This window comes from Streptomyces sp. CNH287 (assembly GCF_000424825.1).
Genome location: NZ_AUKQ01000005.1, coordinates 114,391 through 140,149, shown reverse-complemented (window position 1 = coordinate 140,149; position 25,759 = coordinate 114,391). Strand labels below are relative to the sequence as shown.

The 25,759-nt window shown below is 72.7% G+C and carries 24 protein-coding genes and 2 pseudogenes; 8 read left to right on the top strand and 18 right to left on the bottom strand.

Annotated features, from left to right (window positions below):
- Positions 1-57 precede the first annotated feature (57 nt).
- The gene (locus H299_RS0106980; protein ID WP_027747831.1) at positions 58-1,683 is read left to right on the top strand and encodes a D-aminoacylase; all 1,626 of its coding nucleotides are present in this window, start codon (positions 58-60) and stop codon (positions 1,681-1,683) included.
- On the opposite strand, the gene H299_RS37425 is transcribed toward H299_RS0106980, so the two are convergent.
- Both H299_RS37425 and trhA read right to left on the bottom strand, forming a co-directional pair.
- Positions 1,684-2,223 (bottom strand): Uma2 family endonuclease, encoded by a 540-nt coding sequence (locus H299_RS37425; RefSeq protein WP_051262198.1) that lies wholly within the window; start codon positions 2,221-2,223, stop codon positions 1,684-1,686.
- Positions 2,224-2,252: 29 nt separating this feature from the next.
- The gene (trhA, locus tag H299_RS0106970; protein WP_027747829.1) at positions 2,253-2,966 is read right to left on the bottom strand and encodes a PAQR family membrane homeostasis protein TrhA; all 714 of its coding nucleotides are present in this window, start codon (positions 2,964-2,966) and stop codon (positions 2,253-2,255) included.
- Positions 2,967-3,280: 314 nt separating this feature from the next.
- Here trhA and H299_RS0106965 point away from each other — a divergent pair, with 314 nt between their 5' ends.
- Positions 3,281-5,113, top strand: coding sequence for a phosphoenolpyruvate carboxykinase (GTP) (locus tag H299_RS0106965; protein ID WP_027747828.1), 1,833 nt, complete (start codon positions 3,281-3,283; stop codon positions 5,111-5,113).
- A gap of 111 nt (positions 5,114-5,224) precedes the next feature.
- On the opposite strand, the gene H299_RS0106960 is transcribed toward H299_RS0106965, so the two are convergent.
- Together H299_RS0106960 and H299_RS0106955 are read right to left on the bottom strand one after the other, a co-directional pair.
- Positions 5,225-5,635 (bottom strand): SCO4983 family protein, encoded by a 411-nt coding sequence (locus H299_RS0106960; protein ID WP_027747827.1) that lies wholly within the window; start codon positions 5,633-5,635, stop codon positions 5,225-5,227.
- Positions 5,636-5,752: 117 nt separating this feature from the next.
- Positions 5,753-6,964, bottom strand: a complete 1,212-nt coding sequence (locus H299_RS0106955) for a pyridoxal phosphate-dependent aminotransferase (protein ID WP_027747826.1) — start codon at positions 6,962-6,964, stop codon at positions 5,753-5,755.
- Between the two features lie 148 nt (positions 6,965-7,112).
- Between H299_RS0106955 and H299_RS0106950 the strand changes: the two genes are divergently transcribed.
- A complete protein-coding gene (locus H299_RS0106950; RefSeq protein WP_027747825.1) occupies positions 7,113-7,760 on the top strand; it encodes an acyl-CoA-like ligand-binding transcription factor in 648 nt (215 codons plus the stop codon).
- Between the two features lie 82 nt (positions 7,761-7,842).
- Here the strand turns inward: H299_RS0106950 and H299_RS0106945 are convergent, their stop codons facing one another.
- From H299_RS0106945 to H299_RS40275, 3 genes and pseudogenes are all read right to left on the bottom strand, one after another.
- A complete protein-coding gene (locus H299_RS0106945; RefSeq protein WP_027747824.1) occupies positions 7,843-9,975 on the bottom strand; it encodes a thioredoxin domain-containing protein in 2,133 nt (710 codons plus the stop codon).
- 62 nt (positions 9,976-10,037) lie between these two features.
- Positions 10,038-10,271, bottom strand: coding sequence for a type I-E CRISPR-associated protein Cas6/Cse3/CasE (locus H299_RS38100; protein ID WP_078512524.1), 234 nt, complete (start codon positions 10,269-10,271; stop codon positions 10,038-10,040).
- Positions 10,228-10,341, bottom strand: a pseudogene (locus H299_RS40275) (HD domain-containing protein); the annotation flags it as partial. The pseudogene H299_RS40275 and the gene H299_RS38100, both read right to left, overlap by 44 nt.
- 239 nt (positions 10,342-10,580) lie before the next feature.
- Between H299_RS40275 and H299_RS0106940 the strand changes: the two are divergent.
- A complete protein-coding gene (locus tag H299_RS0106940; RefSeq protein WP_027747823.1) occupies positions 10,581-10,853 on the top strand; it encodes a hypothetical protein in 273 nt (90 codons plus the stop codon).
- Positions 10,850-11,257, top strand: coding sequence for a PIN domain-containing protein (locus H299_RS0106935; protein WP_027747822.1), 408 nt, complete (start codon positions 10,850-10,852; stop codon positions 11,255-11,257). The genes H299_RS0106940 and H299_RS0106935 overlap by 4 nt, the downstream gene beginning before the upstream one ends.
- A 33-nt stretch (positions 11,258-11,290) precedes the next feature.
- Here H299_RS0106935 and H299_RS40270 read toward each other — a convergent pair.
- From H299_RS40270 to H299_RS0106925, 3 genes and pseudogenes are all read right to left on the bottom strand, one after another.
- Positions 11,291-11,431 (bottom strand): annotated as a pseudogene (locus H299_RS40270) (DUF255 domain-containing protein); the annotation flags it as partial.
- A 208-nt stretch (positions 11,432-11,639) separates the two neighbouring features.
- A complete protein-coding gene (locus H299_RS0106930) occupies positions 11,640-13,190 on the bottom strand; it encodes a hypothetical protein (protein ID WP_051262196.1) in 1,551 nt (516 codons plus the stop codon).
- The gene (locus H299_RS0106925; RefSeq protein WP_037758092.1) at positions 13,187-13,819 is read right to left on the bottom strand and encodes an ATP-binding cassette domain-containing protein; all 633 of its coding nucleotides are present in this window, start codon (positions 13,817-13,819) and stop codon (positions 13,187-13,189) included. The genes H299_RS0106930 and H299_RS0106925 overlap by 4 nt, the downstream gene beginning before the upstream one ends.
- Positions 13,820-14,149: 330 nt before the next feature.
- Between H299_RS0106925 and H299_RS0106920 the strand changes: the two genes are divergently transcribed.
- The gene (locus tag H299_RS0106920) at positions 14,150-14,755 is read left to right on the top strand and encodes a hypothetical protein (protein ID WP_027747819.1); all 606 of its coding nucleotides are present in this window, start codon (positions 14,150-14,152) and stop codon (positions 14,753-14,755) included.
- 91 nt (positions 14,756-14,846) lie between these two features.
- Positions 14,847-15,488, top strand: a complete 642-nt coding sequence (locus H299_RS0106915) for a hypothetical protein (protein WP_027747818.1) — start codon at positions 14,847-14,849, stop codon at positions 15,486-15,488.
- A gap of 112 nt (positions 15,489-15,600) precedes the next feature.
- On the opposite strand, the gene H299_RS0106910 is transcribed toward H299_RS0106915, so the two are convergent.
- From H299_RS0106910 to H299_RS38970, 8 genes are all read right to left on the bottom strand, one after another.
- A complete protein-coding gene (locus tag H299_RS0106910) occupies positions 15,601-16,248 on the bottom strand; it encodes a DUF5825 family protein (RefSeq protein WP_027747817.1) in 648 nt (215 codons plus the stop codon).
- Positions 16,249-16,348: 100 nt separating this feature from the next.
- On the bottom strand, positions 16,349-18,346 hold the full coding sequence (locus H299_RS0106905; protein ID WP_027747816.1) for a RiPP maturation radical SAM C-methyltransferase: 1,998 nt from the start codon (positions 18,344-18,346) through the stop codon (positions 16,349-16,351).
- A gap of 115 nt (positions 18,347-18,461) precedes the next feature.
- Positions 18,462-18,587 (bottom strand): hypothetical protein, encoded by a 126-nt coding sequence (locus H299_RS40265; protein WP_486587175.1) that lies wholly within the window; start codon positions 18,585-18,587, stop codon positions 18,462-18,464.
- The gene (locus H299_RS0106895; RefSeq protein ID WP_027747815.1) at positions 18,584-20,527 is read right to left on the bottom strand and encodes an alpha/beta fold hydrolase; all 1,944 of its coding nucleotides are present in this window, start codon (positions 20,525-20,527) and stop codon (positions 18,584-18,586) included. Before H299_RS0106895 ends, H299_RS40265 begins: the two co-directional genes overlap by 4 nt.
- The gene (locus H299_RS0106890) at positions 20,524-21,762 is read right to left on the bottom strand and encodes an MFS transporter (protein WP_051262195.1); all 1,239 of its coding nucleotides are present in this window, start codon (positions 21,760-21,762) and stop codon (positions 20,524-20,526) included. The genes H299_RS0106895 and H299_RS0106890 overlap by 4 nt, the downstream gene beginning before the upstream one ends.
- Before the next feature lie 728 nt (positions 21,763-22,490).
- On the bottom strand, positions 22,491-22,808 hold the full coding sequence (locus H299_RS0106880; RefSeq protein WP_027747813.1) for a helix-turn-helix domain-containing protein: 318 nt from the start codon (positions 22,806-22,808) through the stop codon (positions 22,491-22,493).
- Positions 22,805-23,170, bottom strand: coding sequence for a type II toxin-antitoxin system RelE/ParE family toxin (locus tag H299_RS0106875; RefSeq protein ID WP_027747812.1), 366 nt, complete (start codon positions 23,168-23,170; stop codon positions 22,805-22,807). Before H299_RS0106875 ends, H299_RS0106880 begins: the two co-directional genes overlap by 4 nt.
- A gap of 17 nt (positions 23,171-23,187) precedes the next feature.
- Entirely contained in the window at positions 23,188-24,438 is a 1,251-nt protein-coding gene (locus H299_RS38970; protein WP_027747811.1) for a hypothetical protein, read from the bottom strand.
- Positions 24,439-24,605: 167 nt separating this feature from the next.
- Here H299_RS38970 and H299_RS0106865 point away from each other — a divergent pair, with 167 nt between their 5' ends.
- Entirely contained in the window at positions 24,606-25,748 is a 1,143-nt protein-coding gene (locus H299_RS0106865; protein ID WP_027747810.1) for a cystathionine gamma-synthase, read from the top strand.
- The last annotated feature ends 11 nt before the right edge of the window (positions 25,749-25,759 follow it).

Genomic DNA, 25,759 nt, shown 5'->3' with positions numbered 1-25,759 from the left:
CTCCCCTCCCACCCGTCGGCGGCCCCGCACCGGCAGCCCGGAAAGGCAGCGCACACCATGGACAGCGTGATCCGCGGCGCCCGCGTCATCGACGGCTCGGGCGCACCCGCCCAGCGCGCCGACGTCGGCCTCACCGACGGCCGTATCACCGAGATACACCGGGAGGACGGCGGCACCGGGCCGCGGCTCACCGCCCCGCACACGCTCGACGCCGACGGGCTCGCCCTCGCCCCCGGCTTCATCGACATGCACGCCCACAGCGACCTCGCGCTGCTCCGCGACCCCGACCACTCGGCCAAGGCCGCCCAGGGCGTCACCCTGGAGGTCATCGGGCAGGACGGGCTCTCCTACGCCCCGGTCGACGACCGCACCCTGGCCGAGGTGCGCCGCGCCATCACCGGCTGGAACGGCGCGGGCGACGACATCGACTTCGACTGGCGCACCGTCGGCGGCTACCTCGACCGGCTCGACCGGCAGGGCACCGCCGTCAACGCCGCCTACCTCATCCCGCAGGGCACCGTACGGGCCCTCGCCGTCGGCTGGGACGACCGCCCCGCGACCGATGCCGAGCTGGACCGGATGCGGCAGCTGGTCGCCCAGGGCATGGCCGAGGGCGCCGTCGGCATGTCCTCCGGGCTCACCTACACCCCCGGCATGTACGCGCCGACGGCCGAGCTGACCGAGCTGTGCCGGGTCGTCGCGGCGCACGGCGGCTACTACTGCCCGCACCACCGCTCCTACGGGGCGGGCGCGCTGGAGGCGTACGAGGAGATGGTCGGCCTCACCCGCGAGGCGGGCTGCGCGCTGCACCTGGCCCACGCCACCATGAACTTCGGCGTCAACAAGGGCCGCGCGCCCGAACTGCTGGCCCTGCTGGACCAGGCCCTCGCTGAGGGCGCCGACATCTCCCTGGACACCTACCCCTACACCCCCGGCTGCACCACGCTGGTCGCGATGCTGCCCAGCTGGGCGAGCGAGGGCGGCCCCGAGGCGATCCTGGAGCGGCTGGCGGACCCGGCGGCCCGCGGACGCATCCGGCACGCGCTGGAGGTCGAGGGCTCGGACGGCTGCCACGGCGTGCCCATCGAGTGGGACACCATCGAGATCTCCGGCGTCTCCGACCCGGCGCTGCGCGAGTATGTGGGGCACACGGTGGCGGCCTCGGCGCAGGCGCGCGGCGAGGAGCCGTTCGTCACCGCGCACCGGCTGCTGACCGGGGACCGGCTGGGCACCACGATCCTCCAGCACGTCGGCCACGAGGAGAACGTCCGCGCGATCATGCGGCACCCGGTGCACACCGGCGGCAGCGACGGCATCCTCCAGGGCGACAAGCCGCACCCCCGCGCGTACGGCACGTTCCCGCAGTACCTGGGCCGGTACGTGCGGGAGCTGGGTGTGCTGTCCCTGGAGGAGTGCGTGGCCCACCTCACCTCCCGCCCGGCCGCCCGGCTGCGGCTGGCCGACCGGGGCCTGGTGCGCGAGGGCTACCGCGCGGACCTGGTCCTCTTCGACCCGGACACGGTGGCGGCGGGCTCCACCTTCGAGACACCGCGCACCCTGGCGACGGGCATCCCGCACGTGCTGATCGACGGAAAGCCGGTCATCCGCGACGGGCACCGCACGGACGTACTGGCCGGCCGCTCCGTCCGCGGCACCGGCGCCGGCGGCGGGCCGCGCGTCTGATCAAGGTCGCCGGTAAGGGTGCCAGCCCGCCGTCCGCACCGGGAAGCCGAGCGGCTCGGGCAGCGGGATCTCCTGCCCGAAGACCCCCTTGCCGGTTTCCACGTACTGGCTGCCGTCCAGTTCCAGCACGTGCCAGGTGGCGTCGTTCGGGTCGATGACCAGGTAGACCGGGATACCGGCGGCGGCGTAGCGCAGTCGTTTGTCCTCCCAGTCGCGCTTGATCGCGGTCCGGGTGGTGGAGACCGTCTCCACCACGGCGAGCACGATCCCGGCGGGCCAGTCGGCGTCGGCGTCATCGCCGGGGACGTCCTCGGAGCGGATGATGACGGCGTCGGCACGCGGCCGGTAGTCGTCGGCGAGGAACAGCCCGCGTTCGTACCACGTCTCGAACGGCGGCGGCGTGTGCCGCACCAGGCTTCGGACGGGGAGGTCATGCAGGTGGCCGGGATTGGCCTGCGCGACCAGCTCACCGTCCAGCAGTTCGACCTTCAGCCCGTCCGGCACGTCCATCTCGTGCCACGCCTTGATGAGCGCGTTCATTCTGGTCACGGCAGCCTCCCGAGGTCGCGTCAGTTCTGACCGTACGCCACCAGGGAGATGCCCACGTAGTGCACGACGAAGGCGGCCAGTGTGAAGGAGTGGAACACCTCGTGAAAGCCGAACCAGCGCGGTGACGGGTTCGGGCGCTTGATGCCGTAGACGACGCCGCCCGCGCTGTACAGCACGCCGCCGACGACCACGCAGACGAGCACCGCGATGCCGCCGTTGCGCAGGAAGTCGGGCAGGAAGAAGACCGCGGCCCAGCCCATCGCGATGTAGCACGGGGTGTAGAGCCAGCGCGGGGCGCCGACCCAGAAGACCCGGAAGGCGATCCCCAGCAGGGCGGCGGCCCAGATGCCCCACAGCAGCAGGTCACCGCGGCCGTCCGGCAGCAGCAGGATGGTCAGCGGGGTGTAGGTGCCCGCGATGATCAGGAAGATGTTCGCGTGGTCGAGCCGCCGCAGCACGGCCATGGCCCGCGGGCTCCAGTCGCCGCGGTGGTAGAGCGCGCTGACGCCGAAGAGCAGGCAGGCGGTCAGCGTGTAGACGGCGCAGGCGATCCGGCCGCTGGTGCTGCCCGCCAGTGCGGTCAGGAAGACCCCGGAGACCAGCACGGCCGGGAACATGCCCGCGTGCAGCCAGCCCCGCAGTCTCGGCTTGACCGGGGGCACGGCCACCCGGGACGGCGCCTCCGCCGCGGGCACGCCCGCGGGGCCGTCGGATTCGGACACGGCAGCAGTCATGCCTCTCAGGCTACCCAGGCCACCCCGCCGCTCGGCCGTCCGGCACCACGGACTACGTCACTCCCCCGACGCCGTGGCGTCACGTGTCCGACGACCCCAGAACCCCCGTACGTGGCGATGCTCACCCGAGCGCCCCTCTGGACACAGGAGAATCAGCGCGCAATGATCAGATGAGCGAACACGGCACCGGATGAGCGTAGCCACGATTGCATCCGGGTCGTTGCCCCCAAGGGGCGAGCTGAGAGACACGGCAGCAGCGGATATATGTGCCTGTATCCGTACAACCCACACCCTCAAACCTGTCTGGAGCGATCGTGGCGCGCAGCATTGCGGCTCCCACCACCCCACCGACCCGTCACCAGGAGCTGATCGCCTGGGTCGACGAGATCGCCGCCCTCACCGAGCCGGACCGGATCGTCTGGTGTGACGGTTCGGAGGCGGAGTACGAGCGCCTGAGCGAGCAGCTCGTCGAGAAGGGCACCTTCACGAAACTCGACCCCATCAAACGCCCGAACTCCTACTACGCCGCCTCGGACCCGACCGACGTGGCGCGGGTCGAGGACCGTACGTTCATCTGCTCCGAGAAGGAGGAGGACGCGGGCCCGACCAACCACTGGAAGGCCCCCGCCGAGATGCGCGAGGTCTTCCAGGGCAAGAACGGCGTCTTCCGGGGCGCGATGCGCGGCCGGACGATGTACGTGGTGCCGTTCTGCATGGGCCCCCTCGGCTCGCCGCTGTCCGCGCTGGGCGTGGAGATCACCGACTCCGCCTACGTCGCCGTCTCCATGCGCACCATGACCCGGATGGGCCAGCCCGTCCTGGAGGAGCTGGGCAGCGACGGCTTCTTCGTCAAGGCCGTGCACAGCGTCGGCGCCCCGCTCGCGCCCGGCGAGCGCGACGTGCCGTGGCCGTGCAACAGCACGAAGTACATCTCGCACTTCCCCGAGGCGCGCGAGATCTGGTCGTACGGATCGGGCTACGGCGGCAACGCGCTGCTCGGCAAGAAGTGCTACGCCCTGCGGATCGCCTCCGTCATGGCGCGGGACGAGGGCTGGCTCGCCGAGCACATGCTGATCCTCAAGCTGACGCCGCCGCGCGGGGGCACGGAGGCCATCAAGTACATTGCCGCCGCGTTCCCGAGCGCCTGCGGCAAGACGAACCTGGCCATGCTGGAGCCGACCGTGCCGGGCTGGACGGTCGAGACCATCGGCGACGACATCGCGTGGATGCGCTTCGGCGAGGACGGCCGGCTGTACGCCATCAACCCGGAGGCCGGGTTCTTCGGCGTCGCGCCGGGCACCGGCGAGCACACCAACGCCAACGCGATGAAGACCCTCTGGGGCAACTCCGTCTTCACCAACGTCGCGCTCACCGACGACGGCGACGTGTGGTGGGAGGGCATGACGGAGGAGACCCCGAAGCGCCTCACGGACTGGAAGGGCAACGAGTGGACGCCCGAGTCCGGCGTGCCCGCCGCACACCCCAACGCCCGTTTCACCACCCCGGCCGGGCAGTGCCCGATCATCGCGCCGGAGTGGGAGGACCCGCGGGGCGTGCCGATCTCGGCCATCCTCTTCGGCGGCCGGCGCGCGACCGCCGTGCCGCTGGTGACCGAGTCCTTCTCCTGGCAGCACGGCGTCTTCCTGGGCGCGAACGTCGCCAGCGAAAAGACGGCCGCCGCCGAGGGCAAGGTGGGCGAGCTGCGCCGCGACCCGTTCGCGATGCTGCCGTTCTGCGGCTACAACATGGGCGACTACTTCGCCCACTGGGTGAAGGTGGGCGCGGACGCCGACCCGGCGAAGCTGCCCAAGATCTACTACGTCAACTGGTTCAAGAAGGACGCGGACGGCCGCTTCGTGTGGCCGGGCTTCGGCGAGAACAGCCGGGTGCTCAAGTGGGTCGTGCAGCGGCTGAACGGCGAGGCGTACGGCGTCGAGACGCCGATCGGCGTGCTGCCCACCAAGGAGTCGCTGGACACGGAGGGGCTGAAGATCTCCGAGAGCGACCTGGACTTCCTGCTCGCCGTCGACAAGGACGTCTGGCGTGACGAGGCGTCCCTGGTGCCCGAGCACCTGAACACCTTCGGTGAGCACACGCCGCCGGAGCTGTGGGAGGAGTACCGCGCCCTGGTCGAGCGACTGGGCTGACCCGGGCCGGCACAGCACGGGTAGGCGCACCCGGCCCCGCCGCCTCCGCCCTCCGCTCCGGGGGCGGAGGCGGCGGGGGCCGTACGGGGTGGGTGCGCGGTGGTCGGGTGATCAGGCGGATTCGGTGATGCCGAGCGCCGACGCGTGGACCTCCAGCCGCTCGGCGGCCAGCTCCGCGGCGGCGCTGTCCTCCCGTGCGGTGGCGATCACCAGCGCCATGCCGGCGAGCGTGTGCGCCCGCTGGTGGAGCCCGGTGACGTGCGACGCGCTGGCGTCGCGCGCGGACGGCACCGCACGCTGCGGTGCGCGTCCGCCGCCCAGCCGCTTGGACTGGGCGGCGAGCAGCTGAGCCGCCTCGTCGAGCGCGGGCGCCGGAGTGAGCGCGCGCAGCTCGTCCGTGACCGTCAGCAGGGCGGTGAGATGGCCGGCGAGCCGGATGTCCAGTTCTTCGTCACGGGAGCGGCGCGGCACATCCGTCTCAGCCATGGTGTGGACCGACTGCGTGCGGATCGATTCGTACATGGATGGCCTCCTGGCACGTTACAGGAAACCATCCTAGCTTAGACATTGTCTAAAGTTGATCGGTTACCACTGCTTTGCCGTCGCTGCACCGCACGAATCTTCCCGGCCGGACCTCGCCTACGACTGGCTGTAGCCGTCCAGGAAGGTGCCGATCCGGGTGACCGCGTCGGCCAGCTCCTGCACCGCGGGCAGCGTCACGATCCGGAAGTGGTCGGGCTCGGGCCAGTTGAAGCCGGTGCCGTGCACGACCATGATCTGCTCCGCCCGCAGCAGGTCGAGGACCAGCTGCCGGTCGTCCTTGACCTTGAAGACCTTCGGATCGAGCCGGGGGAAGAGGTACAGCGCCCCCTTGGGCTTGACGCAGGTGACGCCGGGGATCTGCGTGAGCAGCTCGTACGCCGTGTCGCGCTGCTCCAGGATGCGGCCGCCGGGCAGCACCAGGTCGTCGATGGACTGGCGGCCGCCCAGCGCGGTGGCCACCGCGTGCTGCGCGGGCATGTTCGCGCACAGGCGCATGTTGGCGAGGATGGTCAGGCCCTCGATGTAGCTCTGCGCGTGCGACTTGGGGCCGCACACCGCCAGCCAGCCGCTGCGGTAACCGGCCACCCGGTAGTTCTTCGAGAGGCCGTTGAAGGTGAGGGTGAGCAGGTCGGGGGCGATGGCGGCGGTGGGCGTGTGGGTCGCGCCGTCGTAGAGGATGCGGTCGTAGATCTCGTCGGAGCAGACGATCAGCTGGTGCCTGCGGGCGATGTCCGTCAGGCCGCGCAGCATCTCCTCGTCGTAGACCGCACCCGTCGGGTTGTTCGGGTTGATGACGACGAGCGCCTTCGTACGGTCGGTGATCTTCCGCTCGAGATCCGCCAGGTCCGGCATCCAGTCGGACTGCTCGTCGCAGCGGTAGTGCACCGCGACGCCGCCCGCGAGGGAGACGGAGGCCGTCCACAGCGGGTAGTCGGGTGCGGGGACGAGGACCTCGTCCCCGTCGTCCAGCAGCGCCTGCATCGACATCTGGATCAGCTCGGAGGCGCCGTTGCCCAGGTAGACGTCCTCCACGGACAGCTCGATGCCCTTGGTCTGGTAGTGCTGCATCACCGCGCGGCGGGCGGCGGGCAGCCCCTTGGCGTCGCCGTAGCCGTGCGCGTCGCCGACGTTGCGGAGCATGTCCTCGAGGATCTCGGGCGGGCACTCGAAGCCGAAGGCCGCCGGATTGCCGGTGTTCAGCTTGAGTACGCGGTGACCCGCCGCCTCCAGCCGCATGGCCTCCTCGAGCACCGGGCCACGGATCTCGTAGCAGACATTGGCGAGCTTCGTCGACTGGATCACCTGCATGCGGCAACTGTACGGGCGGCGCATTCCGGGCGCCTGGTGTTTTCGGTCACGGTGAGCCACCCGGGGTGAATGCGGGAATCGCACGCCCGTCCGTGTGCGCAGGCATGGGCGCAGTCCCCGTGGACAGGGATACGGGACAATGAAAGCCATGACCTCCACGCGCTCCCACCCCGTGACAGTCCCCCGGCCAGGGCTGCGTGAGCGGAAGAAGATCCAGACCCGCGAGGCCATCCGGGAGGCCGCGTACCGCCTCTTCGCCGAGCAGGGCTACGACGCCACACCGGTGGGCCAGATCGCCGAAGTCGCGGAGGTCTCCCCCAGCACGGTCTTCCGCTACTTCCCCACCAAGGAGGACATCGTCCTCACGGACGAGTACGACCCGGAGTTCGCGGACGAGTTGCGCAACCGGCCGCGCGACGAGCCGCCCGTCACCGCGCTGCGGCACGCGCTGCGCACCGTGATGGCGCGGATGTACGAGCTGGAGGGCGGCGTGGCCATCCAGCGGCTCCACCTCATCTGCGACGTCCCCGCCATCCGCGCCCGCATGAACGAGCACGGCGCGGTCACCGGCAGGCTGCTCACGGAGGTGCTCTCGGAGCGCACGGGGCGCCCGGTGGGGGACCTGGAGCTGCGGGTGGTGACGGGCGCGGCCATGGGCGCGCTGACCGAGGCGTTCCTCCACTGGGTGGAGAACGGCACGGGCGAGGACGGCACGGGCGGGGACGGCACCGCGCTGGACATGGACGCGCTGGTGGACGGCGCGCTGCGGGTGCTGGAGCGCGGCCTGACGCTGTGAGGCGCGCGGGCGCCGGGGGGCACGGGGGCCGCGGCGGGAGAGCCGCGTCCGGGGGTCGTGGCACCGCCCCGGTACGCCCGGGTCAGGCCAGGTCTCGTCCGCCGCCCGCCGCCGCCCCCGCCGCGCCGCCGCCCAGTGCCCGGCGCAGCGTCTCCGGGTCCCCCGTCGGCGCGGCGCACGTGAACCGTCGGCAGACGTAGGCCGCCGGGCGGCCGTCCAGCAGCGGGCGCTCCCGCAGGAGCGGCACGGCCGCTGCCTCCTCAGCCGCCTCCGCGGCCCCCGGGTCGCCGGTGGCCACCACCGCGCCGGGCGCCGTCGCCAGCAGCGCCGTACGGTGCAGCTCGCGGGTCACCGGATCGTCGTACGGGCCGACCACCGCGACCTCGCGCGGCCCGTCGAGCGCCGCCTCCGCCGCCGCCAAGCCCCAGCCGATGAAGCGCGGCGCACGGGGCGCAAGCGCGTCCACGATGCCCAGCCCCCGCTCGGCCGCCTCCCGGTGCCGGGCGCTGCCGGTGTACGCGGCGTAGCCGAGCAGCGCGGCGACGGCGGCGGTCCAGCCGGAGGGGGTGGCGCCGTCGGTCGGGTCCTGAGGCCGCCGGATGAGCTTCTCGGCGTCGTCCGCGGTGTCGAAGAAGGCGCCGTCGGCGGCGGTGAAGTGGCGCAGCACCGAATCCAGCAGGGTGCCGGACAGCTCCAGCCAGCTGCTCTCGCCGGTCACCGCGCACAGCGCGAGCAGGCCCTCGGCGACGTCCGCGTAGTCCTCCAGCACTCCGGCTCCGGTGCCCGCGCGCCCGTCCCGGGAGGTGCGCACCAGGCGTCCGCGGTCGTCGGTGTGCACGGTGAGCAGCAGGTCGGCGGCGCTCTCGGCGGCCTCGACCAGGTCGGGGCGGCCGAAGTAGGCGCCGGTCTCGGCGAGCGCGGCGACGGCGAGGCCGTTCCAGGCGGCGACGACCTTCTCGTCCCGCGCGGGGCGGGGGCGCCGTGCACGGGCCGCCAGCAGCCGCTCCCGCACGGACGCGGCCCGCTCGCGCCCGGCCTCGCCCTCGTGCTCGGTCAGGTCGGGGGCCACGGGGAGCTGGAGCACCGAGGCGCCCTCCTCGAACGTGCCCTCCCGGGTCACCCCGAAGTACCGCGCGGCGAAGGCCCCGTCCGCCTCCCCCAGCACCTCGGTGAGCTGCTCCGGCGTCCAGACGTAGTACGCGCCCTCCCGGTGCCCGCCCCCGCTGTCCACACCGGCCGCGCTGCCCGGCACCTCGCTGTCCGCGTCCAGCGCGGAGGCGAACCCGCCCTGCTCGGTGCGCAGTTCGCGGACCATGAAGTCGGCGGTGCCCAGGGCGACCCGGCGCGCCAGCGGGGAGCCGGTGGCCCGCCACAGGTGCGCGTACACCCGGCACAGCAGCGCGTTGTCGTAGAGCATCTTCTCGAAGTGCGGGACGACCCAGCCCGCGTCGACCGAGTAGCGCGCGAAGCCGCCGCCCAACTGGTCGTAGATGCCGCCGCGCGCCATCGCCTCACAGCTCGCCTCGACCATCTGGAGCGCGCCGGCCGAGCCGGTGCGCGCGTGGTGGCGCAGCAGGAACTCCAGCACCATGGACGGCGGGAACTTCGGCGCCCCGCCGAACCCGCCGTTGGCCGCGTCGAATTCGCGGGTCAGCCCGAGCAGCGCCTCGGCCAGCACCTGCTCGTCCGGCGGCTGCGGCCGGTCGTAGGCGAGGCCGCGCCCCGCGAGGTCGCGCACGATCCGCCCGGCCGCCTCGGCCACCTCGCCCCGCCGATCGCGCCACGCGACGCGTACGGCGTCCAGCACCTGGGGGAATGCGGGCATGCCGTGCCGGGGCTCGGGCGGGAAGTAGGTACCGAAGTAGAACGGCTCGGCGTCGGGGGTCAGGAAGACGGTCATCGGCCAGCCCCCCTGCCCGGTCGCCGCCTGCACCGCCTCCATGTACACAGCATCCACATCGGGCCGCTCCTCGCGGTCCACCTTCACGGCCACGAAGTGCTCGTTGAGAAAGGCCGCGATCTCCTCACTCTCGAACGACTCGTGCGCCATCACATGACACCAGTGGCACGCCGAGTAGCCGACCGACAGCAGCACGGGCACGTCACGCCGTTTCGCTTCCTCGAACGCCTCGGGCTCCCACGGCCACCAGTCGACGGGGTTGTCCGCGTGCTGGAGCAGATAAGGCGAGGTCACACCCACGAGTCGATTCGGCATGTCCCCAACCTATGCCCCCGCCCGCCTCGACCCACCTGCCAGTCGGGAACGGCGTACCGCGGTCAGGCGGGGGTGCGTCCGGGTACGGCGGGCTCGCCGTCGGGTTGCCGGACCGGCAGGACGTTCAACAGTCCGCAGCCGTAGGACTTGCCCCTTCCGATCCCCTCCGACATGGCTCGCCGCGGGGCGGGCACGTCGTGGATCTCCGCCTCCCCGTCGAACTGTGCAAGGTGGAGTTGGAGGCCGCAGGCATAGATCGAACAACTGGAACGCCACTTCGGCAGTGTCCAACGCATGACAGATGAGGGGGTGCGGCCGGGAACCGTTGCCCAGCTTCCCCCAGATCGGACGGATGTCGACAGGCACGCGGAATTCACCGTTCGAGAGGGCCACGGCGCCCACGCAACCAAATGCCGGACATCGGCGGGCGGGAATTCCGCTCCTCAGCCCCTACGAACCGCCGCTCCATCTACCCCACGTGCCGGCCTCGCGACGGGCCGAGAGGGCTCCCCCGCCATGTCGACCTCAGAGCACGCGGAGCACCGCAAGCTCCCGCTCCCCCACAAACCCTCTCCCTATAATAGACAATGTATTACACTAGAGCCATGAAGCCGACCCGAGCCGGGACCACCGAGAACATCTCCGTGTCCATGCCCGCCGAGCTGGTCAGTGAGCTCCGCTCCCGAACCGGCCGCCGCGGGCTGTCCAGCTACATCACCGAGGCTGTCAAGCACCAGCTCGCCATGGACGGGCTCGCCGAGATCGTCGCGGCTCATGAAGAGGAGCACGGCGCGCTCACGGAGCAGGAGATCGAAGCCGCTCGTCGCGAGCTGTTCGGAGACGTGAACGCCGAGGATGTCCAGCGGGGCGCTGCGTGAAGGATCAGCCGGTTCGCTCGCTGGTGCTCGACTGCGAGGCGCTCTCCCTGCTCCTGCGCAACGACCGCGGTATGGCGGCTCGCATCGAGGCATCCCGGCAGGCTGGGGTTCCCGTCCTCGTGTCCGCGCTGACCATCGTTGAAGCCGTACATGGGAAGACCGATCTCGCGCGCTTGAAGTGGGTGCTCTCCCGGCTGCGGGTAGAACCGGTCAGCCAGGAGGACTCCCTGACCGCGGTGGCGTTGCTTCAGGACGCGGGCGGGCTGCATGGGCACCAGTACGCGATCGACGCCCTCGTCGCCGCGCTCGCGCTCCGCGCCCCGTCCCCCGTGATCGTCCTGACCTCCGACCGGGACGACTGGTCGAAGCTCTGCGGGAAGCACGTGCTCATCAGAGAGGTATAAGCACCGCCGACTACTGGGTCTGTGCATTCACTGGCACCAGTGGCACGCCGAGTAGCCGACCGACAGCACCACGGGCACGTCTCGCCGTTCTGCTTCCTCGAACGCCCCAGGCTCCCACGGCCACCAGCCGACACCAGCCAGCCGGTCACGTTCCCCGGTGTGACCGTGGCGCAGAGGCGGCGGTGGCGTCCGCGGCCGCGAGTCCGTACGTCTGGCCGTGCGCCCGATGTTCACGCAGTGGGCCATCCGGTCCGCTGGTTGACGTGCAGATTCAGCGCTTGCCGTGAGTGGGGCTGTACGGCAAGAACGGCGGGGCCACCGGTGCTCGCGGTCGGTGGGCGATGTCGGGTGTCGGTGCTGGTCGCGAAGTCGCGGGGAGTGTTCAGGCGCGGCCGAGGCGGGTGAGGAGTCCCCGATGGGCCCACCCGGTCCTGCGCAGGCCCGCCCAGACCGACCAGGCGGCCATGCCCAGCGCGGCCAGGGCCCCACCGGTCGCGGTCGGCATCTCGTTCATCACGAGGATGCCGACCAGTACGACGACGAGGCCGTCGAACTGCCAGACGAAGACCCGGAGTCCGGAGAGGTCGCCCAGGGGCGTGATGATGGGGAGCAGCAGTTCGGTCGGCAGGTTCATCTTCATCTCGCGCAGGAACCTGGCCCCGAGGACGAGCACCACCGACGCCGCGCCGAGCAGCGGTACCTCGGCCGTCGTGCCGTCCTGGAGCGGCCACCGTGTCAGGGCCGTGACGGCGCCCGCCGCCCCGGCCGCGGCGGTCACCGCGACGACCGGCCAGGCCAGGGTGCGGGCGAGCATCCCGCCCCAGTGCTCGCCGAACAGCGGGGCCAGCGTCAGCTCGTCGCGCAGGCCGCGCCAGGTCTCGCCGACCCAGCCCGAGCCCCAGTACACGGCCGCCGCACCGGCCGCCCAGGAGAACGTCGCGAGGCGGGCGTCCGGCTCCGCGAGGCCGAGCGTCAGGAGGGAGCCGCCGGCCAGCAGGAACACCACGGAGGCGAGCGCACGGCCCCGGGTGCGCAGGGCACGGACCGCCCCCTGCGCGAGGTGTCCGCGCAGGCGGCCGTCGGGACGTACCAGGGCCGAGGTGTGCCCGCGCGGGTCGGGGCGGTACAGGTCGAGCGCGTCGTGGAGCGTGCCGGTCCAGGCGAAGGTCTGGGCCTGGGCGGCACGTGCCGACTCACGGGCGAGCCGGGCGAGGTCGACCGTGCGGACGGACCGGAAGGCGGCTCTGCCGAGCAGCGCCGCCGAGACGACCAGGACACCGGCGGCGAGCCACAGGCCGCCCCCGCCGAGGAGCCCGCCTCCGCCGAGCAGCGCGACGACGCCGGCTGCGGCGGCCACGCCGCCCGAGAGCAGGAGGTTGTCGCGCACCGTCCGGACCTGACCCCACAGCCACGCCCCCGGGACGACGGCGCCGATGCCCGCCGAGACGGCCACGCCCTGCGCCGCGAGCACGGCTTCCGAGTGGTCGAAGACGTCGGTCAGCAAGAACGCCGCCGTGCACACCGCGAGCAGCGTGCCGAGTCCCGCGTACGTGAGGCGGCGGCGGGCGATCGTAGCGAGGTAGTGCGAAGGGGACAGGTCCGTGGACATGAACACGTGCAGCAGGAACGGCTTGAGGACCAGCGGCCCCCAGAACCGGCCGGCCAGCTGCGCGCCCCAGACCACCGCCGCCGCGACCAGGCACGCCGCGGGCGTCGCCGCCTCGGAGGAGTCCAGGGAGACCAGCGCCCGCGAGGTCCTGGCCAGATAGACGACCGGCACCACGTAGACGAGGCCGAGGAGGGCGGCGACGTAGATCAGGTACGCCCGGTCGTGGACCGTGGCGCGGTCGCCGCGGCGGGCGTACCGCTGGCGTACGGCGTGGACGCGGGCCCTGGGGTCGGCCGCCACCTCTCTGGTGCGCTCCGTCGTCATCCCAACTCCACGACGCCGTCGCAGGCGTCCACGACGGCGGACTCGTGGGTGGCGACGAGGAACGCGGTGCCCTCCTCCGCACGCTCGGCGAGCAGCTCGGCGACGAGGGCGACGCGGTCGGTGTCGAGATGCCGCTCGGGCTCGTCGAGCAGGACGACGTCGGCGGGGCGGACCAGAGTCAGCGCGAGGCTGAAGAGTTGCAGCTGGCCGGAGGAGAGCTGCGAGGGGAACCGCTCGCCCAGGTCGAAGAGGCCGAGGCGCCCGATGACCTCCTCGGCGCGCTCGGCGGTCGCCGCCGTGTTGCCGTACCAGGAGGCGGCGACCAGCGTCACCTGCTCGCGCAGCGTCATGTCCCGTGCGACGGGCACCGGTTCGACGAGCGAGGCCACGATCCGCCGGTGCCGGGGCCTGGCCAGATCGACGGTCTCGCCCTGCACGCGGACGGCGCCGTCCGTCAGCCGCCGACCGCCCAGGAAGGCGCGCAGGAGGGTCGTCTTGCCGGAGCCGTTGCTGCCGGTGAGACACCAGAACTCGCCCGGCATCACCTCGAACGTCGTCGGCGCGAGCAGCGTGGTCTCGTTCAGGACGACCGTGGCGCCCTCCGCCTCGATCGCGGGCACTGTGTTCACTGCCGCTCCAGAACTCCCAGCATCTCCCGGGAGCGCGCGTCGTACGGCTCTCCCGCGTACGGTCCGTCGACGGCCGCCACCTTCAGGCCCGCGGCACGCGGCCCGCGGTCCGTGCCCTCAGCCGAAGCTCTGTGAGCGTAACCCAGGCGGTTTGCTCGTGGAACGCCGCCAGGTCCGGGACGGTGCACCCGGCCCCCCCCGGGGGGAGAGCATCGGGCGCGGGAGGGCGTAGGCCTCGATCACCGCCTTCCGCGACCACACCCTTGTCCCCGAAGATGAGGACGACGTGCTCTTCGACGGATGGCCCGACAGCGCGAAGGTTGGTGGGCGATGAGGAACAGGCACTCCGGCAAGCGGTCCCGGACGGCCGAGGGTCACCTCGCCGTCGGCGTCATCGATGACGCGGTCGAGGATGCTCCCGGCGAGGTGCAGGCGCAGGACCTGCTGCTCATCAAGGCCGAGGTTCCGGGGCAGGGGACTCTGCGCCGGAGGGTCTCCTGCCCGCTGTCGACGCCCGGAAGCGGTCGCCTCCTGATCGGACAGGCCCTCGTCTTCCGCCACGACGGGGTCGATTCCGACGACGTGGACGACATCTTCGTCACCCGGTGGCCCCCCAGAGTCAGGGAAGCTCTGGAACCCTTTCGGCCGGTGGGCCCCGGAGCCCTGCGCGCACGAGCCTGGAAATTCCTGGCCAGGTCCAGCGCGGTGGCCACGGTCGGCGGAATCCTGCTGACCATGGTGATGCTCGTCGGCGTCGTCTTCACCGGCGGGGAGCTGTTCGCCGGTCTTCCCTCATGGTTCCGGCCCGGCGTCGCGCTGGCGGGAAGCGCGGGTGCCGCGGTGCTGGGGGCGTTCGCGTTCGCTGTCTGTGAAGCGCGGGTGGGGAAAGCTGCGTCCCGCCCGCAGGCCGGCCTCTCCACGGCCGGCCGGGGGTGATCGGCGTGCATGAAGGTGAGGGGCAGCCGGACGGCCTGGACGGCGTCTTGTCCGACAGGTTCCCCGGCAGAGGCGCAGACGGGCGAGTCGCATGACACGGCAGGAGAAGAAAGAGCCGCTCATCGAGCGGGTCGCGGAGAGGCTGCTGATCGGCACCGGACCCGAAGCGCCGTTCCTGCTGCGGCACGGCTGGGCCATCCCGGCGCTGGTCTTCGGCGGCTGCGGCCTCTTCGCCGTCCTTGTGCTGTGGCTGTCCTGGGCGGGATGGGGAGATGTGCTGATCTGGGTATGGGCCGGGATCATGGCGCTCACCGTGGTGCTGCTGACCCGGCTGTTCGTGCAGCTGTCGAGAACGACGCGAGGCCCGCTCCCGGCGCTCGACCGGACCGCGCGCACCGCGAGGGTGGTCGTCAACACCGAGGACGGCGAAGGGCATACGATCCTGCTCCGGTACCGGGGCGTCGACGGCGCACGGCACACGGCTCAGCTGGCCGACCTCCCGGACCACACCTGGCTGGAGGCGTTCGCGCCGGGCAGCACGTGGCAGGTCTACGCCTTCCAGGACGAGGGCCTCGCCGAAAGCGTCGTGTTCCTCACCGAAGCACACGAGGAGGTGTGGCGCGCCGGCTACATACTCGACGGCGTGCGCCTCGGCGGCGAACACGGACCTCTCAAGCCCGGCCCGGGATCGCCGTTCCTGCGCGAGGACTCGAAGTGGGGCTTCGCGTCCTGAGCCTGCGGGACGAGGAGTCGGTCGGGGGCGAGCAGTCGGTCGGGGACAAGCACCGGCACGGCGAACCGGGCGTCCGAACCGCTCCGCGTCCCCCGCGCCCGCGGCCTCAGCCTCAGATGGCCATCGCCTCCTGTATCCACCGCCGCACCCGGTACGGGAGCCACCACGACATCGGGCCGACGTCGCCCACCAGCCGCTCGGACCGGAAGTCGTCGAGGATCGCCGCCGGTATCGCGGAGGCGGGCGCTCCTTCGGTGAGCAGGCCGATGGCCTCCTGGTAGTCGGGTTCGTCCACGGTGAAGCGGTACAGCTCGCCCCACCGCCGGTCCCGGATCTGGACGAAGCCCGGCCCCTGCCGCCAGAGGCACTTGCACAGGTAGTGCTCCCCGCGCCAGGTACGCAGGGCGTCCTCCGCCTCGGGCGGCCCGGAGAGGGCCAGCGGCGGCTGGAGGTGGTTGAGCGGGCGCCACGCGTCGGCGTCGGGCTCCGTGCGCAGCTCCCACTCGACGTACACGGCGTGCGCCGTCAGCTCCCGTACCAGGCACAGCGTGCGCACCGTACGGGCGGCGGCGTCGGGGTCCTCGTTGGCGGCGGCGCGCAGGTCGGTGGTGCCGGGCAGGCGGACGCGGCGGGCGCCGTTCCGCCACAGGCGGGCGGCGGTTTCGGCGGCCGGGCCACTCGCCGCCAGTTCGCCGAGTGACATGCCGGGCAGGCCGGCGGCCTCGAGTTCGTAGTCGCGCCAGGCGGTGACGGTCTCCATCGTGCTCCTCGGTGCCGGTGGGACGGGGGAACGGGGGAACGGGGGACGGGTGCGCGGCGGTGCGGTGCGGCGTGCGGTGCGCGGTGTGCGGTGTGCGGTGTCAGGAGACGGGGAGGGCGGGCCGGTTGCGGGACTCCTCCGGGGCCGCCGGGCCGGGCTCCGGCTGTTCGTCCGGCTCCGCTGCGGCCGCCACGCGGCGCATGAACTCCAGGCGCAGCAGGTCCTCGTTGACGGCCGCCGGTGCGACGTGCACGTACTGGTCGGCGTCCGTGAACACCACGCCCCACTCCAGCCAGCGTGCCAGCAGCGCCCGGACCGCCGCCTCGTCCACGGCGGGCTCCTCCCCTCCCGCGTCGCCGCTCCCGCCGGTCTCCCCCGCGAACTGCTCGGTGAGCTTCCGGGTCAGGGCGGCAGGATGGTGCGGCTGGTCCAGCAGCCGGAAGGCGGCCAGCTCCAGCGGACGGGTCAGCTCCCGGGTGCGCCAGTTGAACGCGCGGCGGCGGCTGACCAGCACGATCCGGTCGCCCAGGTCGGTCTGGGTGAGCCGGCTGGACGCGTACCCCTCGCGCCAGGCCTTGATGCCCTGGTTGAGCCGTTTCGCCGTCTGCTCCCCGATGCCGCGCTCGGGCGCCTCGAACACGTAGGCCAGGTCGTAGAGTTCGGATTCCGGCAGGTCGTAGGTGAAGCGGTAGTGGATGTCCGGGCGGAGCGTCTCGTATCCCAGTTCGGGGCGGTTGAAGTAGGGGCTGAAGCGCTCGATGGCAATGCGGGCCGAGAGGTCCACGGGCGGCATGAGGTGTTCCAAGGCCGGGAGTTGGGCGATCACCGGGTCGTAGTCCTCGTCGCGTTCGTCCGGGAAGCCGTGCAGGTAGTTCCAGGAGACGGCCAGGCCGGTCTCGGCGCCGTCGCGCAGCATCCGGACGTTCTGGCAGCCGCTCACTCCCTTGTCCATCAGGTCCAGCACGCGGCTGTTGAGGCTCTCGATGCCCGGCTGGACGTAGATCATTCCCGCGTCGGCGAGAGCCTGGAGCTGGGAGCGGCGCATGTTGGCCTTGATCTCGATGTGCAGGCGCAGGTCGTAGCCGCTGTCCACGATGCGCGGCAGCACCGTCCGTACGTAGCCCATGTCGAGGATGTTGTCGACGACGTACATGTCCAGCACCTGGTGTTTGCGCGCGAGTTCCATGATCTCGTCGTAGAACCGTTCCGGGGCTTTGCTGCGGAACTCCATGAAGGTGCCGTTGAGGCCGCAGAAGGTGCAGTGGTGCTTCTCCCCCCACCAGCAGCCCCGGGCGCCCTCCACGACGAGCTTGGGTTCCACCCAGTGCCGTGCCGCGGAGGCGGCGAGCCGCTCGAAGTAGCCCGAGTAGTCGGGGGAGGTGATGGCGGCGGGCGGCAGGGGTGAGGTGGCCATCGGGTTGGCCACCGAGGCGCCCTCGGCGTCCCGCCAGCACAGCCCCGGTATCGCACGGGGGCGGCCCGAGCCCTCCAGGACGTCGAGCAGCCGCGGGAAGGCGGCCTCGCCCTCGCCGCGCACCACGTAGTCGACGAACGGGAAGTTGCGGTGCGCCGCGTGCCCCTGCTCCGCGTCGCAGTTGGCGCCGCCCATCACGGTGGTGATGTGCGGGGCGAGCCGCTTGACGTACTTGGCCGCCGCCAGGGCGGCGGTGTTCTGCTGGAACGTCGAGCAGAACCCCACCACGTCGGGCTCCCACGCCACGATCTCGCGAGCGGTCCGCTCCACGAACTCCGGTGCTAAGCCGTGGAGTTCGTGGCTCATGCGCATCCGCGCGGCGGAGAGCTTGCCGCGCATCGCGGCGGTGAACTCCTCGCTGCGCCACTCCGGGTCGTCGTAGAGCGCCGAGGAGAAGACCCAGTCGCCGCAGCCCAGGAAGTAGGACGAGAGGGAGTAGTAGACGTAGTCGTCCTTGCCGAACTCGGTGCGCTCGGTGATCCAGTCCGTGTACTCGAGGTTGGCGTGGTAGACCTCGGCGGTCGTGCCCGGCCGGTTCTCGGTGGCGCTGCGCTTGAGGATGCCCAGCGCGAGGGAGGGTACGTCGATCGGGGACCAGGGCATGTTGACCAGCAGCACACGCATGGGCGGACTCCTCGGGGCGGTCGCTCTCGGACGGGACGGAGCAGGACGGCGGGCACGGCGGGTGGCGGGCGGCGATCCCGGCCCGGTGTTCCAGGCACCGGGCCGGGATACCGGATCAGATCTCCTCGGTCTCCTCCGCGTTGCGGATCGGAACCGTGATGGTGATCATGACGCTGGGACTCCGGTTCTCCTCGTCGTCGTGGAGCGGGTTGTTGTGGATCACGTCCTTCTGCATGGTCATGGCCTCCCTTCGAGGTGTCGACGGCCGGTGGCAGGGGCGCTTGGGCCGCCGGCCTGACGGGCCCCGCTCCGGTCGGAGCGGGGAGCTGTAGGGGCCGTCCGGCGCGTCGCCGCGCCCAGATGGCCGTGCAGGAACTCCAGGGCGCGGCGCAGGGTGGCCACGTGGTCGGAGCCCCGGTAGCCGTCGTGGCCGGACTCCAGCCACTGGGACTCGTGCGGTACGCCGGCCGCCCGCAGCGCCGCCAGGTAGTCGGCGACCTGCTGGGGCGGGCACTTGCTGTCCCGGGTGGCGGCGACGACCAGCACGGGGGCGGTGACGCGGGCCGCGTAGGTCACCGGCGAGCTGCGCGCGTAGCGCTGCGGTACGTCCGCCGGGGTGCCGCCGAACAGCCGCTCGTCCAGGGCGCGCAGGGCGGGCAGACCGGTGCGGTGTGCCGCGGCGAAGTCGGCGATCGGCTTGACGGCGACTCCGGCCTGCCACAGCTCCGGCCGCACCCCGAGCGCCAGCAGCGCCAGCGCCCCGCCCCACGACGTGCCCCACAGGCCGACGGCCTCCTCGCGCGCCAGGCCGCGCCGCAGCAGGTCGGCGCGTACCGCCGCCAGGTCGTCGACCTGCGTGAGACCGACACCGCCGCCGAAGGCGGCGCGCCAGCGGGGTCCGTAGCCGGTGGAGCCGCGGTAGTTGACGCGGGCGACGCCGAGGCCGGAGGCCACCAGGGAGTGGACGACGCCGTCGTAGGCGTCCCGGTCGTGGTCCGCGGGGCCGCCGTGCAGCAGGAACACCAGGGGCGCGGGGCGTGCGCCGGTGCGCTCCGGGAGGCTGAGCAGCGTGTGCACCGGGCCGTCGGGCCCCGGCGTCCACAGCTCGCTGTGCACACCCGGTACGCGCTCAGGCAGCGCGCCGAGCACCGGCGGGCGCGTACGGGCCGTGCTGTCCGCCGCCATGGTGCACAGCCGGGGCGGGGTGGCGCTGTCCGTCCACACGTAGTGGACCTCGCCGCCGGTGCGCGGGGCGGCATCGGGGATGCTGCCGGGCGGGGTGGTCAGGGTGGTGAGCGTGCGCCGGTCCAGGTCGGCGGTGTGCAGCAGGCTGCGTCCGTGCCGGTCCTGGCGGATCAGCACCCGGCGGGCGTCCGGGTACCAGAGGGCGTCGATCTCGGTGTCGAAGGCGCACCAGCCGTGCTCGCGGAGTCCGTGCCGGGTGTCCCAGGTGGCGAGCCGGTAGCGGTCGCCGTGCTCGGTGACCAGCAGGAGTTCGGCCGGACCGGAGTGGGCGGCGGCGGGGGCGAAGCCCCGTACCCAGACGCGGGCCGAGCCGGGGGCGGCGGGGGTGCCGGGGGCTCCGGCGGCCGGACGCGGCAGGTCCGCGCCGCCGAACTCCGCCACGGTGCGGCCGTCCGGCGTCAGCACCGTCACCGCGCGGTCGGCGTAGGGCGGCCCGCCGACGGCGAGCAGGCCGCCGTCCGGGGAGAGTCCGGCCAGCCGCCGCGGCCCCGGCGCACGGTGGACCGTACGCGCCGGGCCGCCGCGGCGTCCGAGCCAGACGGTCAGCCCGTCCGGGCCGCCCACCCCGGCGGCGACCTGCCCGGCGGCGTTCATCGCCAGCCCGCGCGGGGTGCCGGCCGGGGCTGGCGGCAGTCCGGCAGTGTCCGGACCGCCGTCGAAGTCCTGCACCCGCCATACGCCGCGGCCGGCCAGGTCCTCGTCGAACCACCACACCGCACCGTCCCGGTCCAGGGTGCCGTGCAGCGTGCCGTGCGGCCGGTCGGTCACCTGGCGCGTACGTCCGGTCCCGGCGTCATGGGCGAACACCTCGCAGCGCCCGCCCGCGTCGGCGGTCAGCACCATGCGGTGCGGGTCGGTGGGACAGACCTCCGGGATGACGGGGCGGTAGACGCGGTAGCCGAGCTCGGTCTCCGCTCCCGTACCACTGGACGTCATGCGGACTCCTTCCCCAGCACCGCGGGTGCCCGAGTCGTGGACCACAGGGCGAGCACGGTCAGCGCCCCCGCGCAGCACAGCGCCGTACCACCGGTGCCCGCGGCCCCGGCGAGCCCTCCCGCCGCGACGGGCCCCGCGGCGGCGGCGAGTCCGGTGGCGGTGGCGAGCACCGTGCCGGTGCGGGACTGGAGTTCCTGCGGTGTCACCTCGATCGCCCGGGACTGGAGGACGATGGCCGCCGCGGGCAGCAGCAGCGAGATGGCCCCGAACAGCAGCGCGTACGCCCACACCCGGGTGGTCAGCGCGAGGCCGAGCGTGGGCGCCACCATCAGCCAGGACACCGCGACCACCAGGCGCGCCCCGGGCAGCGCGCCCGCCAGGCGGGGCGCGAGCAGCGCACCGGCCAGCCCGGCGGCCCCGGCCACCGCGAGCACGGCCCCGACCGGCCCGCCGCCCGCGCCCGCGTCCTGGAGGGTGAAGATCGTGCCGTACGAGAGGGCCGCCAGCAGGAGGCTCATCACCGCCGACCAGAGCACCACGAAGCGCAGGAACGGCTCCCGGCGGGCGAAGGCGGCCCCGGCGCCCAGTTCCCGGAGGAAGCCGCGGCCGGCGTCGGCGAGCCCGACGGCGGGGGCGGGCGGCCGTACGGGCTCCGGTGCGCCGTCGCGGCGCGGGCGGAGGTCCGAGCGCATCGACGCCACGCAGAGCGCGGAGATCAGGTACGAGAGGGCGTCCGCCAGGAAGGGCAGCCAGCGGCCGAGTTGGAAGAGCGCTCCGCCCAGGGCCGGGCCCACCACGAGTCCGGCCTGCTCACCGGCTTGGAGGCGGGAGACGGCCCAGGGGTAGCGGCCGGCCGGGACGAGGACGGCCACCGTGCCCGCCGAGGCGGCCTCATGGCAGGAGGTCGCGACGCGCTCCACGATCACCGCGGCGAAGAGCTGCCACAGGGACGGCTCGCCGAGCAGCGTACCCACCGCGACCGAGGCCATGGCACCGGCGGAGACCAGGGCGGCGTACACCATCACTCTTCGGCGGGCCCCGCGGTCGGCCAGGACGGCGGCGAACGGGGCGACGAGGATGCCGCAGCCGGCCGACACCCCGGCCACCACGCCGACGGCGGCGGGCGAGGTGCCCAGGGCGAGCAGCAGCAGCGGGAGGGCCAGCCCGGAGGTCTGGGTGCCCAGGGCGTCCGTGGTCCTGGCCCACCAGAAGCGGCGGAAGTCCCCGTCCGCCACGGTGCTCGGAGGCGTCGCCCGCCTGCGGAGGCGGGCGCGTACCGGGCTCAACAGGCCGCAGGGGTGCGCCGGAGTGCGGAGGGCGGTGCGGAGGGTATGGGCGTGCGGGGTAAGCAGCCTCTGCCGTGGTGCACCATGGGTCGTTCCCCCAGTTCACGAATCGGGATCCTGTGAAGGTTTCGTGACTCCTCTGTGCGCACCCTGAGAAATATCAGCCACTCCCAACTCCGCGCAATACGCAGGACGCAGCAACCTCCACCGCCCCGGCACCGCGCACCCGCGGCCCACCGCGCGACCTGAGCCGGTGTCAGCACGCAGTGGGTCCACCTGGCCGAGGCCGCCCCGTACCGCCTCGGCGACCGACTCCTGGACCGGTGCGGCGATCCGCACGTGCAACCATGCCCGGCGCCGCGGCTGAGGCCCGCCACGCACGCCGTCGACGCCTCCACCGGCATTCGACACCGGGAAGCCTCACTCCCCGTCAGGGGGTGCATTCGACTCCGACCACCTCCGAGAGCACCGCCTACGTCGCGAGCGCGAACGGCACACCGCAGGCCGCCGACACCGCCACGGGGCGCCGGTCCTGGCGGTACAAGTCGGATATCTCGACTGCCGTCAGGCCGGTGGTCGACAACGGCACGCGCTGCTTCGGCACCCCGGGCGACGCACGGGACGACCTGCACGCCGCGACCGTCCGGCTGCCGGGCCGGGCTCCACCCGTCTCCCCGTCAGGCGATGGCCGCGATGTCGCCGTCGTCGAAGTAGATCGCCTGGTGCAGCCGCCCGCCCAGCGCGGCGGCGAAGCGGGCGAGCACGTCCTGACCGGAGACGTGGCCCCGTTCGATCTGCGACACCCGTCCCTTGGTGACCCCCATCCGGTCGGCCACCGCCTGCTGCGTGAGCCCTCTCGCCTTCCGCAGCTCCGCGAGCCGACGCCCGGTCATCTCCGCGAGCAGCTCTTCCTTCCCCGCCCGCACGGCCTCCTCACCACCGGCACGGGCGACATGCCCGGCACGGATGTCCTGCCATCGCGTGTACCCGCTCACGTTCCTCCTCCTTCGCCTCGGGTCCGTTCCTTGAGGTAGATCTTGTAGCGTTGCTCGGCCAGGGGAATCGACACCCGATACCACTCGTTCCACTGCTTCGACTTGTCGCCCGCGACCAGCAGAATGCTGGAGCGCCACGGGTCGAAGGCGAACAGAATCCGTACGCTACCGGGGCGTAACTCCTTCAGGTTCGCCATGGACGAGCCGTGCAGGGTGTCCACGAGCGGACGCCCCAGCCCGGGACCTCCCTCCGCCAGTGCGTCCAGCGCCTGCACCACTCGGGCGTGCGCCTCACCGTCGAGGCCGCCGATCCAGTCACGCACCTCTTCGACGAGGAAGATCTCCCACTCAACTCTCCACACATCAAGTATAGCGAAAGCTATGCCTTCGGCGAGGACTCCCAGCCCGCGATCGCGAGGGCGCGGTAGGCCGCGTAGGCCGCGGCCGGGTCCTGCTCGCTCGCCCACGGCTGCGCGCCGACGTAGCCGTCGACCACGCGCAGGGCGTCCATCGCCTCGCCGTAGCGCTCGGCGCGCACCAGGAAGCACACGAGCAGGTGCAGGACGTGGGGGCGCACCGGGTCGTCCTCGTCGGCGTGGTCCACGGCGAACTCCGCGGCCTCGATGGCCGTCTCGATCTCCGCGCTCTGGTAGAGCCCGCGCACCACGTTCACCTCCGGCAGGTGGTCGAGCACCGCGAACAGCGGCAGCGCGGCGAGCAGCGTGCCCTCGGGCGCGTGCGCGGCGGCCGTACGGGCGAAGGCGTCCGCTTCGGCCTTGGAGCCGTGCCCCTTCTGCGACCAGTACGGCAGCGCCGCCAGGTGAGCGCCCATGTGGTGCGGGGCGCGGCGGCTGACCTCGGACCACAGGGCCTCGAAGTCGGCCTTGCGGTAGCCGAGGGCGCGGGCGATGTGCAGTTCGGTGAGGTGCGGGGTGGGGTCGGACGGGGCCAGCGCGGCGGCGTCGCGGCAGACGGTGCGGGCCTCCTCCAGCACGATGCGCCGCTCGTCCGAGTCCGGTTCGGAGAGCGCCTGCCAGACCAGGAATTGTGCGTAGACCTGGGCGGCGCCCGGGTCGTCGGGCCGCGCTGCGCGCCAGGCGCGCAGCCAGCGCGCGTCCCCGGCGGCGGACTCCAGGCCCGGCGCCCCCTTGCTGAACGAGATTCCCTCAGCCACGGCCTGGCCCCCGGCAACGGCACCGGCCCCGGCACCGGCGGGGTCGGTGTGGTCTGCGGCGAACCGCTTCCGCTTGCGCCCCTGCTCGCGCTCCGCCTCCCGCTCGCGCTCCCGCCGCCGTCCGGCCGCCAGTTCCAGCGCCGCCGCGCCCGCCACCGACTGGACGCGCTGCCAGCGCAGCTCCCACTCGTCCGAGGTCAGCGCGAGCAGGCGGGCGACCGGCTCCCAGTCGCCGGAGCGCTGCGTCTCCTCCAGGGCGTCGACGAGTTGCTGGTCGGGGCCCGGCAGGCGTACGTCGAGCTGGTCGGCCGGCACGAAGCCGTATCCGGCCGCCGGCGAGACCGCCCTGGCGAGGCCGCCCTCGCCCTCGCGGCGCAGCCTGCGGCGGCGCAGCGCCGGGGCCACCAGGACGCCGAAGACGGCGGTGAGGGCGATCAGCAGGAGCAGGGCTTCCATGACTACGGTCTCCGGTCGCTGTGGGCTGACTACTTTCGGGTACTGCGCCCCGCCCTGCGGCCACGGTGGGCCACCCGCAGGCTACCGTGCGCCACGGTGGACGAAACGGGACGGGCGGTACGCTCGGCCGCCTCCGTCACCACGGTACGGCCCATTACGGTGGCGGCATGAACGATCAGAGTTTCGAGACCCTCGCCATCCACGCCGGGCAGGCGGCCGACGCCGCCACGGGGGCGGTCGTACCGCCGATCTACCAGGTCTCCACCTACAAGCAGGACGGCGTCGGCGGGCTGCGCGGCGGCTACGAGTACAGCCGCTCGGCGAACCCGACGCGCACCGCGCTGGAGGAGAACCTCGCCGCGCTGGAGGGCGGCCGGCGCGGGCTCGCCTTCGCGTCCGGGCTGGCGGCCGAGGACTGCCTGCTGCGCACCCTGCTGCGTCCGGGCGACCACGTGGTGATCCCCAACGACGCCTACGGCGGCACGTTCCGGCTCTTCGCCCGGGTCGTGGAGCAGTGGGGCGTGGAGTGGTCGGTCGCGGACACCTCCGACCCGGCGTCGGTGCGCGCCGCGCTGCGCGACCGTACGAAGGCGATCTGGGTGGAGACCCCGTCCAACCCGCTGATGGGGATCAGCGACATCGCGGCCCTCGCGGACGTGGCCCGTACGGCCGGGGTGCGGCTGGTCGTCGACAACACCTTCGCCAGCCCCTACCTCCAGCAGCCGCTGGCGCTGGGCGCGGACGTGGTGGTGCACTCCACGACCAAGTACATGGGCGGCCACTCGGACGTCGTGGGCGGCGCGCTGGTGACCTCCGACGCCGAGCTGGGCGAGCAACTGGCCTTCCACCAGAACGCGATGGGCGCGATCGCCGGGCCGTTCGACTGCTGGCTGGTGCTGCGCGGCATCAAGACGCTCGCCGTGCGCATGGACCGGCACAGCGCCAACGCCACCCGCGTCACCGAACTGCTCACCGGGCACCCCTCGGTCACCCGCGTCCACTACCCGGGCCTGCCCGAGCACCCCGGCCACGAGACGGCGGCCAAGCAGATGCGGGCCTTCGGCGGGATGGTGTCCTTCCAGGTGGCCGGCGGCGAGGAGGCGGCGATCCGGGTGTGCGACCGGGCGCGGCTGTTCACGCTGGGCGAGTCGCTGGGCGGCGTCGAGTCGCTGATCGAGCACCCGGGCCGGATGACGCACGCCTCGGTGGCCGGGTCGGCCCTGGAGGTGCCCGCCGACCTGGTGCGGCTGTCCGTCGGGATCGAGGCGGTGGACGATCTGCTCGCCGACCTGACGGCCGCGCTGGGCTGACCGGGCTCGGC

Excerpts from the sequence above, each read along its gene's own strand:
- H299_RS0106910 (WP_027747817.1), bottom strand. The coding sequence starts at position 16,248 with ATGGAGACCGTCACCGCCTGGCGCGACTACGAACTCGAGGCCGCCGGC.
- H299_RS0106895 (WP_027747815.1), bottom strand. The coding sequence starts at position 20,527 with ATGACGTCCAGTGGTACGGGAGCGGAGACCGAGCTCGGCTACCGCGTC.
- H299_RS0106945 (WP_027747824.1), bottom strand. The coding sequence starts at position 9,975 with ATGCCGAATCGACTCGTGGGTGTGACCTCGCCTTATCTGCTCCAGCAC.
- H299_RS0106940 (WP_027747823.1), top strand. The coding sequence starts at position 10,581 with ATGAAGCCGACCCGAGCCGGGACCACCGAGAACATCTCCGTGTCCATG.
- H299_RS38100 (WP_078512524.1), bottom strand. The coding sequence starts at position 10,271 with ATGCGTTGGACACTGCCGAAGTGGCGTTCCAGTTGTTCGATCTATGCC.
- H299_RS0106905 (WP_027747816.1), bottom strand. The coding sequence starts at position 18,346 with ATGCGTGTGCTGCTGGTCAACATGCCCTGGTCCCCGATCGACGTACCC.
- trhA (WP_027747829.1), bottom strand. The coding sequence starts at position 2,966 with ATGACTGCTGCCGTGTCCGAATCCGACGGCCCCGCGGGCGTGCCCGCG.
- H299_RS37425 (WP_051262198.1), bottom strand. The coding sequence starts at position 2,223 with ATGAACGCGCTCATCAAGGCGTGGCACGAGATGGACGTGCCGGACGGG.
- H299_RS0106955 (WP_027747826.1), bottom strand. The coding sequence starts at position 6,964 with ATGCAGGTGATCCAGTCGACGAAGCTCGCCAATGTCTGCTACGAGATC.
- H299_RS0106930 (WP_051262196.1), bottom strand. The coding sequence starts at position 13,190 with ATGACGACGGAGCGCACCAGAGAGGTGGCGGCCGACCCCAGGGCCCGC.
- H299_RS40265 (WP_486587175.1), bottom strand. The coding sequence starts at position 18,587 with ATGACCATGCAGAAGGACGTGATCCACAACAACCCGCTCCACGACGAC.
- H299_RS38970 (WP_027747811.1), bottom strand. The coding sequence starts at position 24,438 with ATGGAAGCCCTGCTCCTGCTGATCGCCCTCACCGCCGTCTTCGGCGTC.
- H299_RS0106960 (WP_027747827.1), bottom strand. The coding sequence starts at position 5,635 with ATGTACGAATCGATCCGCACGCAGTCGGTCCACACCATGGCTGAGACG.
- H299_RS0106915 (WP_027747818.1), top strand. The coding sequence starts at position 14,847 with ATGACACGGCAGGAGAAGAAAGAGCCGCTCATCGAGCGGGTCGCGGAG.
- H299_RS0106865 (WP_027747810.1), top strand. The coding sequence starts at position 24,606 with ATGAACGATCAGAGTTTCGAGACCCTCGCCATCCACGCCGGGCAGGCG.
- H299_RS0106980 (WP_027747831.1), top strand. The coding sequence starts at position 58 with ATGGACAGCGTGATCCGCGGCGCCCGCGTCATCGACGGCTCGGGCGCA.
- H299_RS0106950 (WP_027747825.1), top strand. The coding sequence starts at position 7,113 with ATGACCTCCACGCGCTCCCACCCCGTGACAGTCCCCCGGCCAGGGCTG.
- H299_RS0106920 (WP_027747819.1), top strand. The coding sequence starts at position 14,150 with ATGAGGAACAGGCACTCCGGCAAGCGGTCCCGGACGGCCGAGGGTCAC.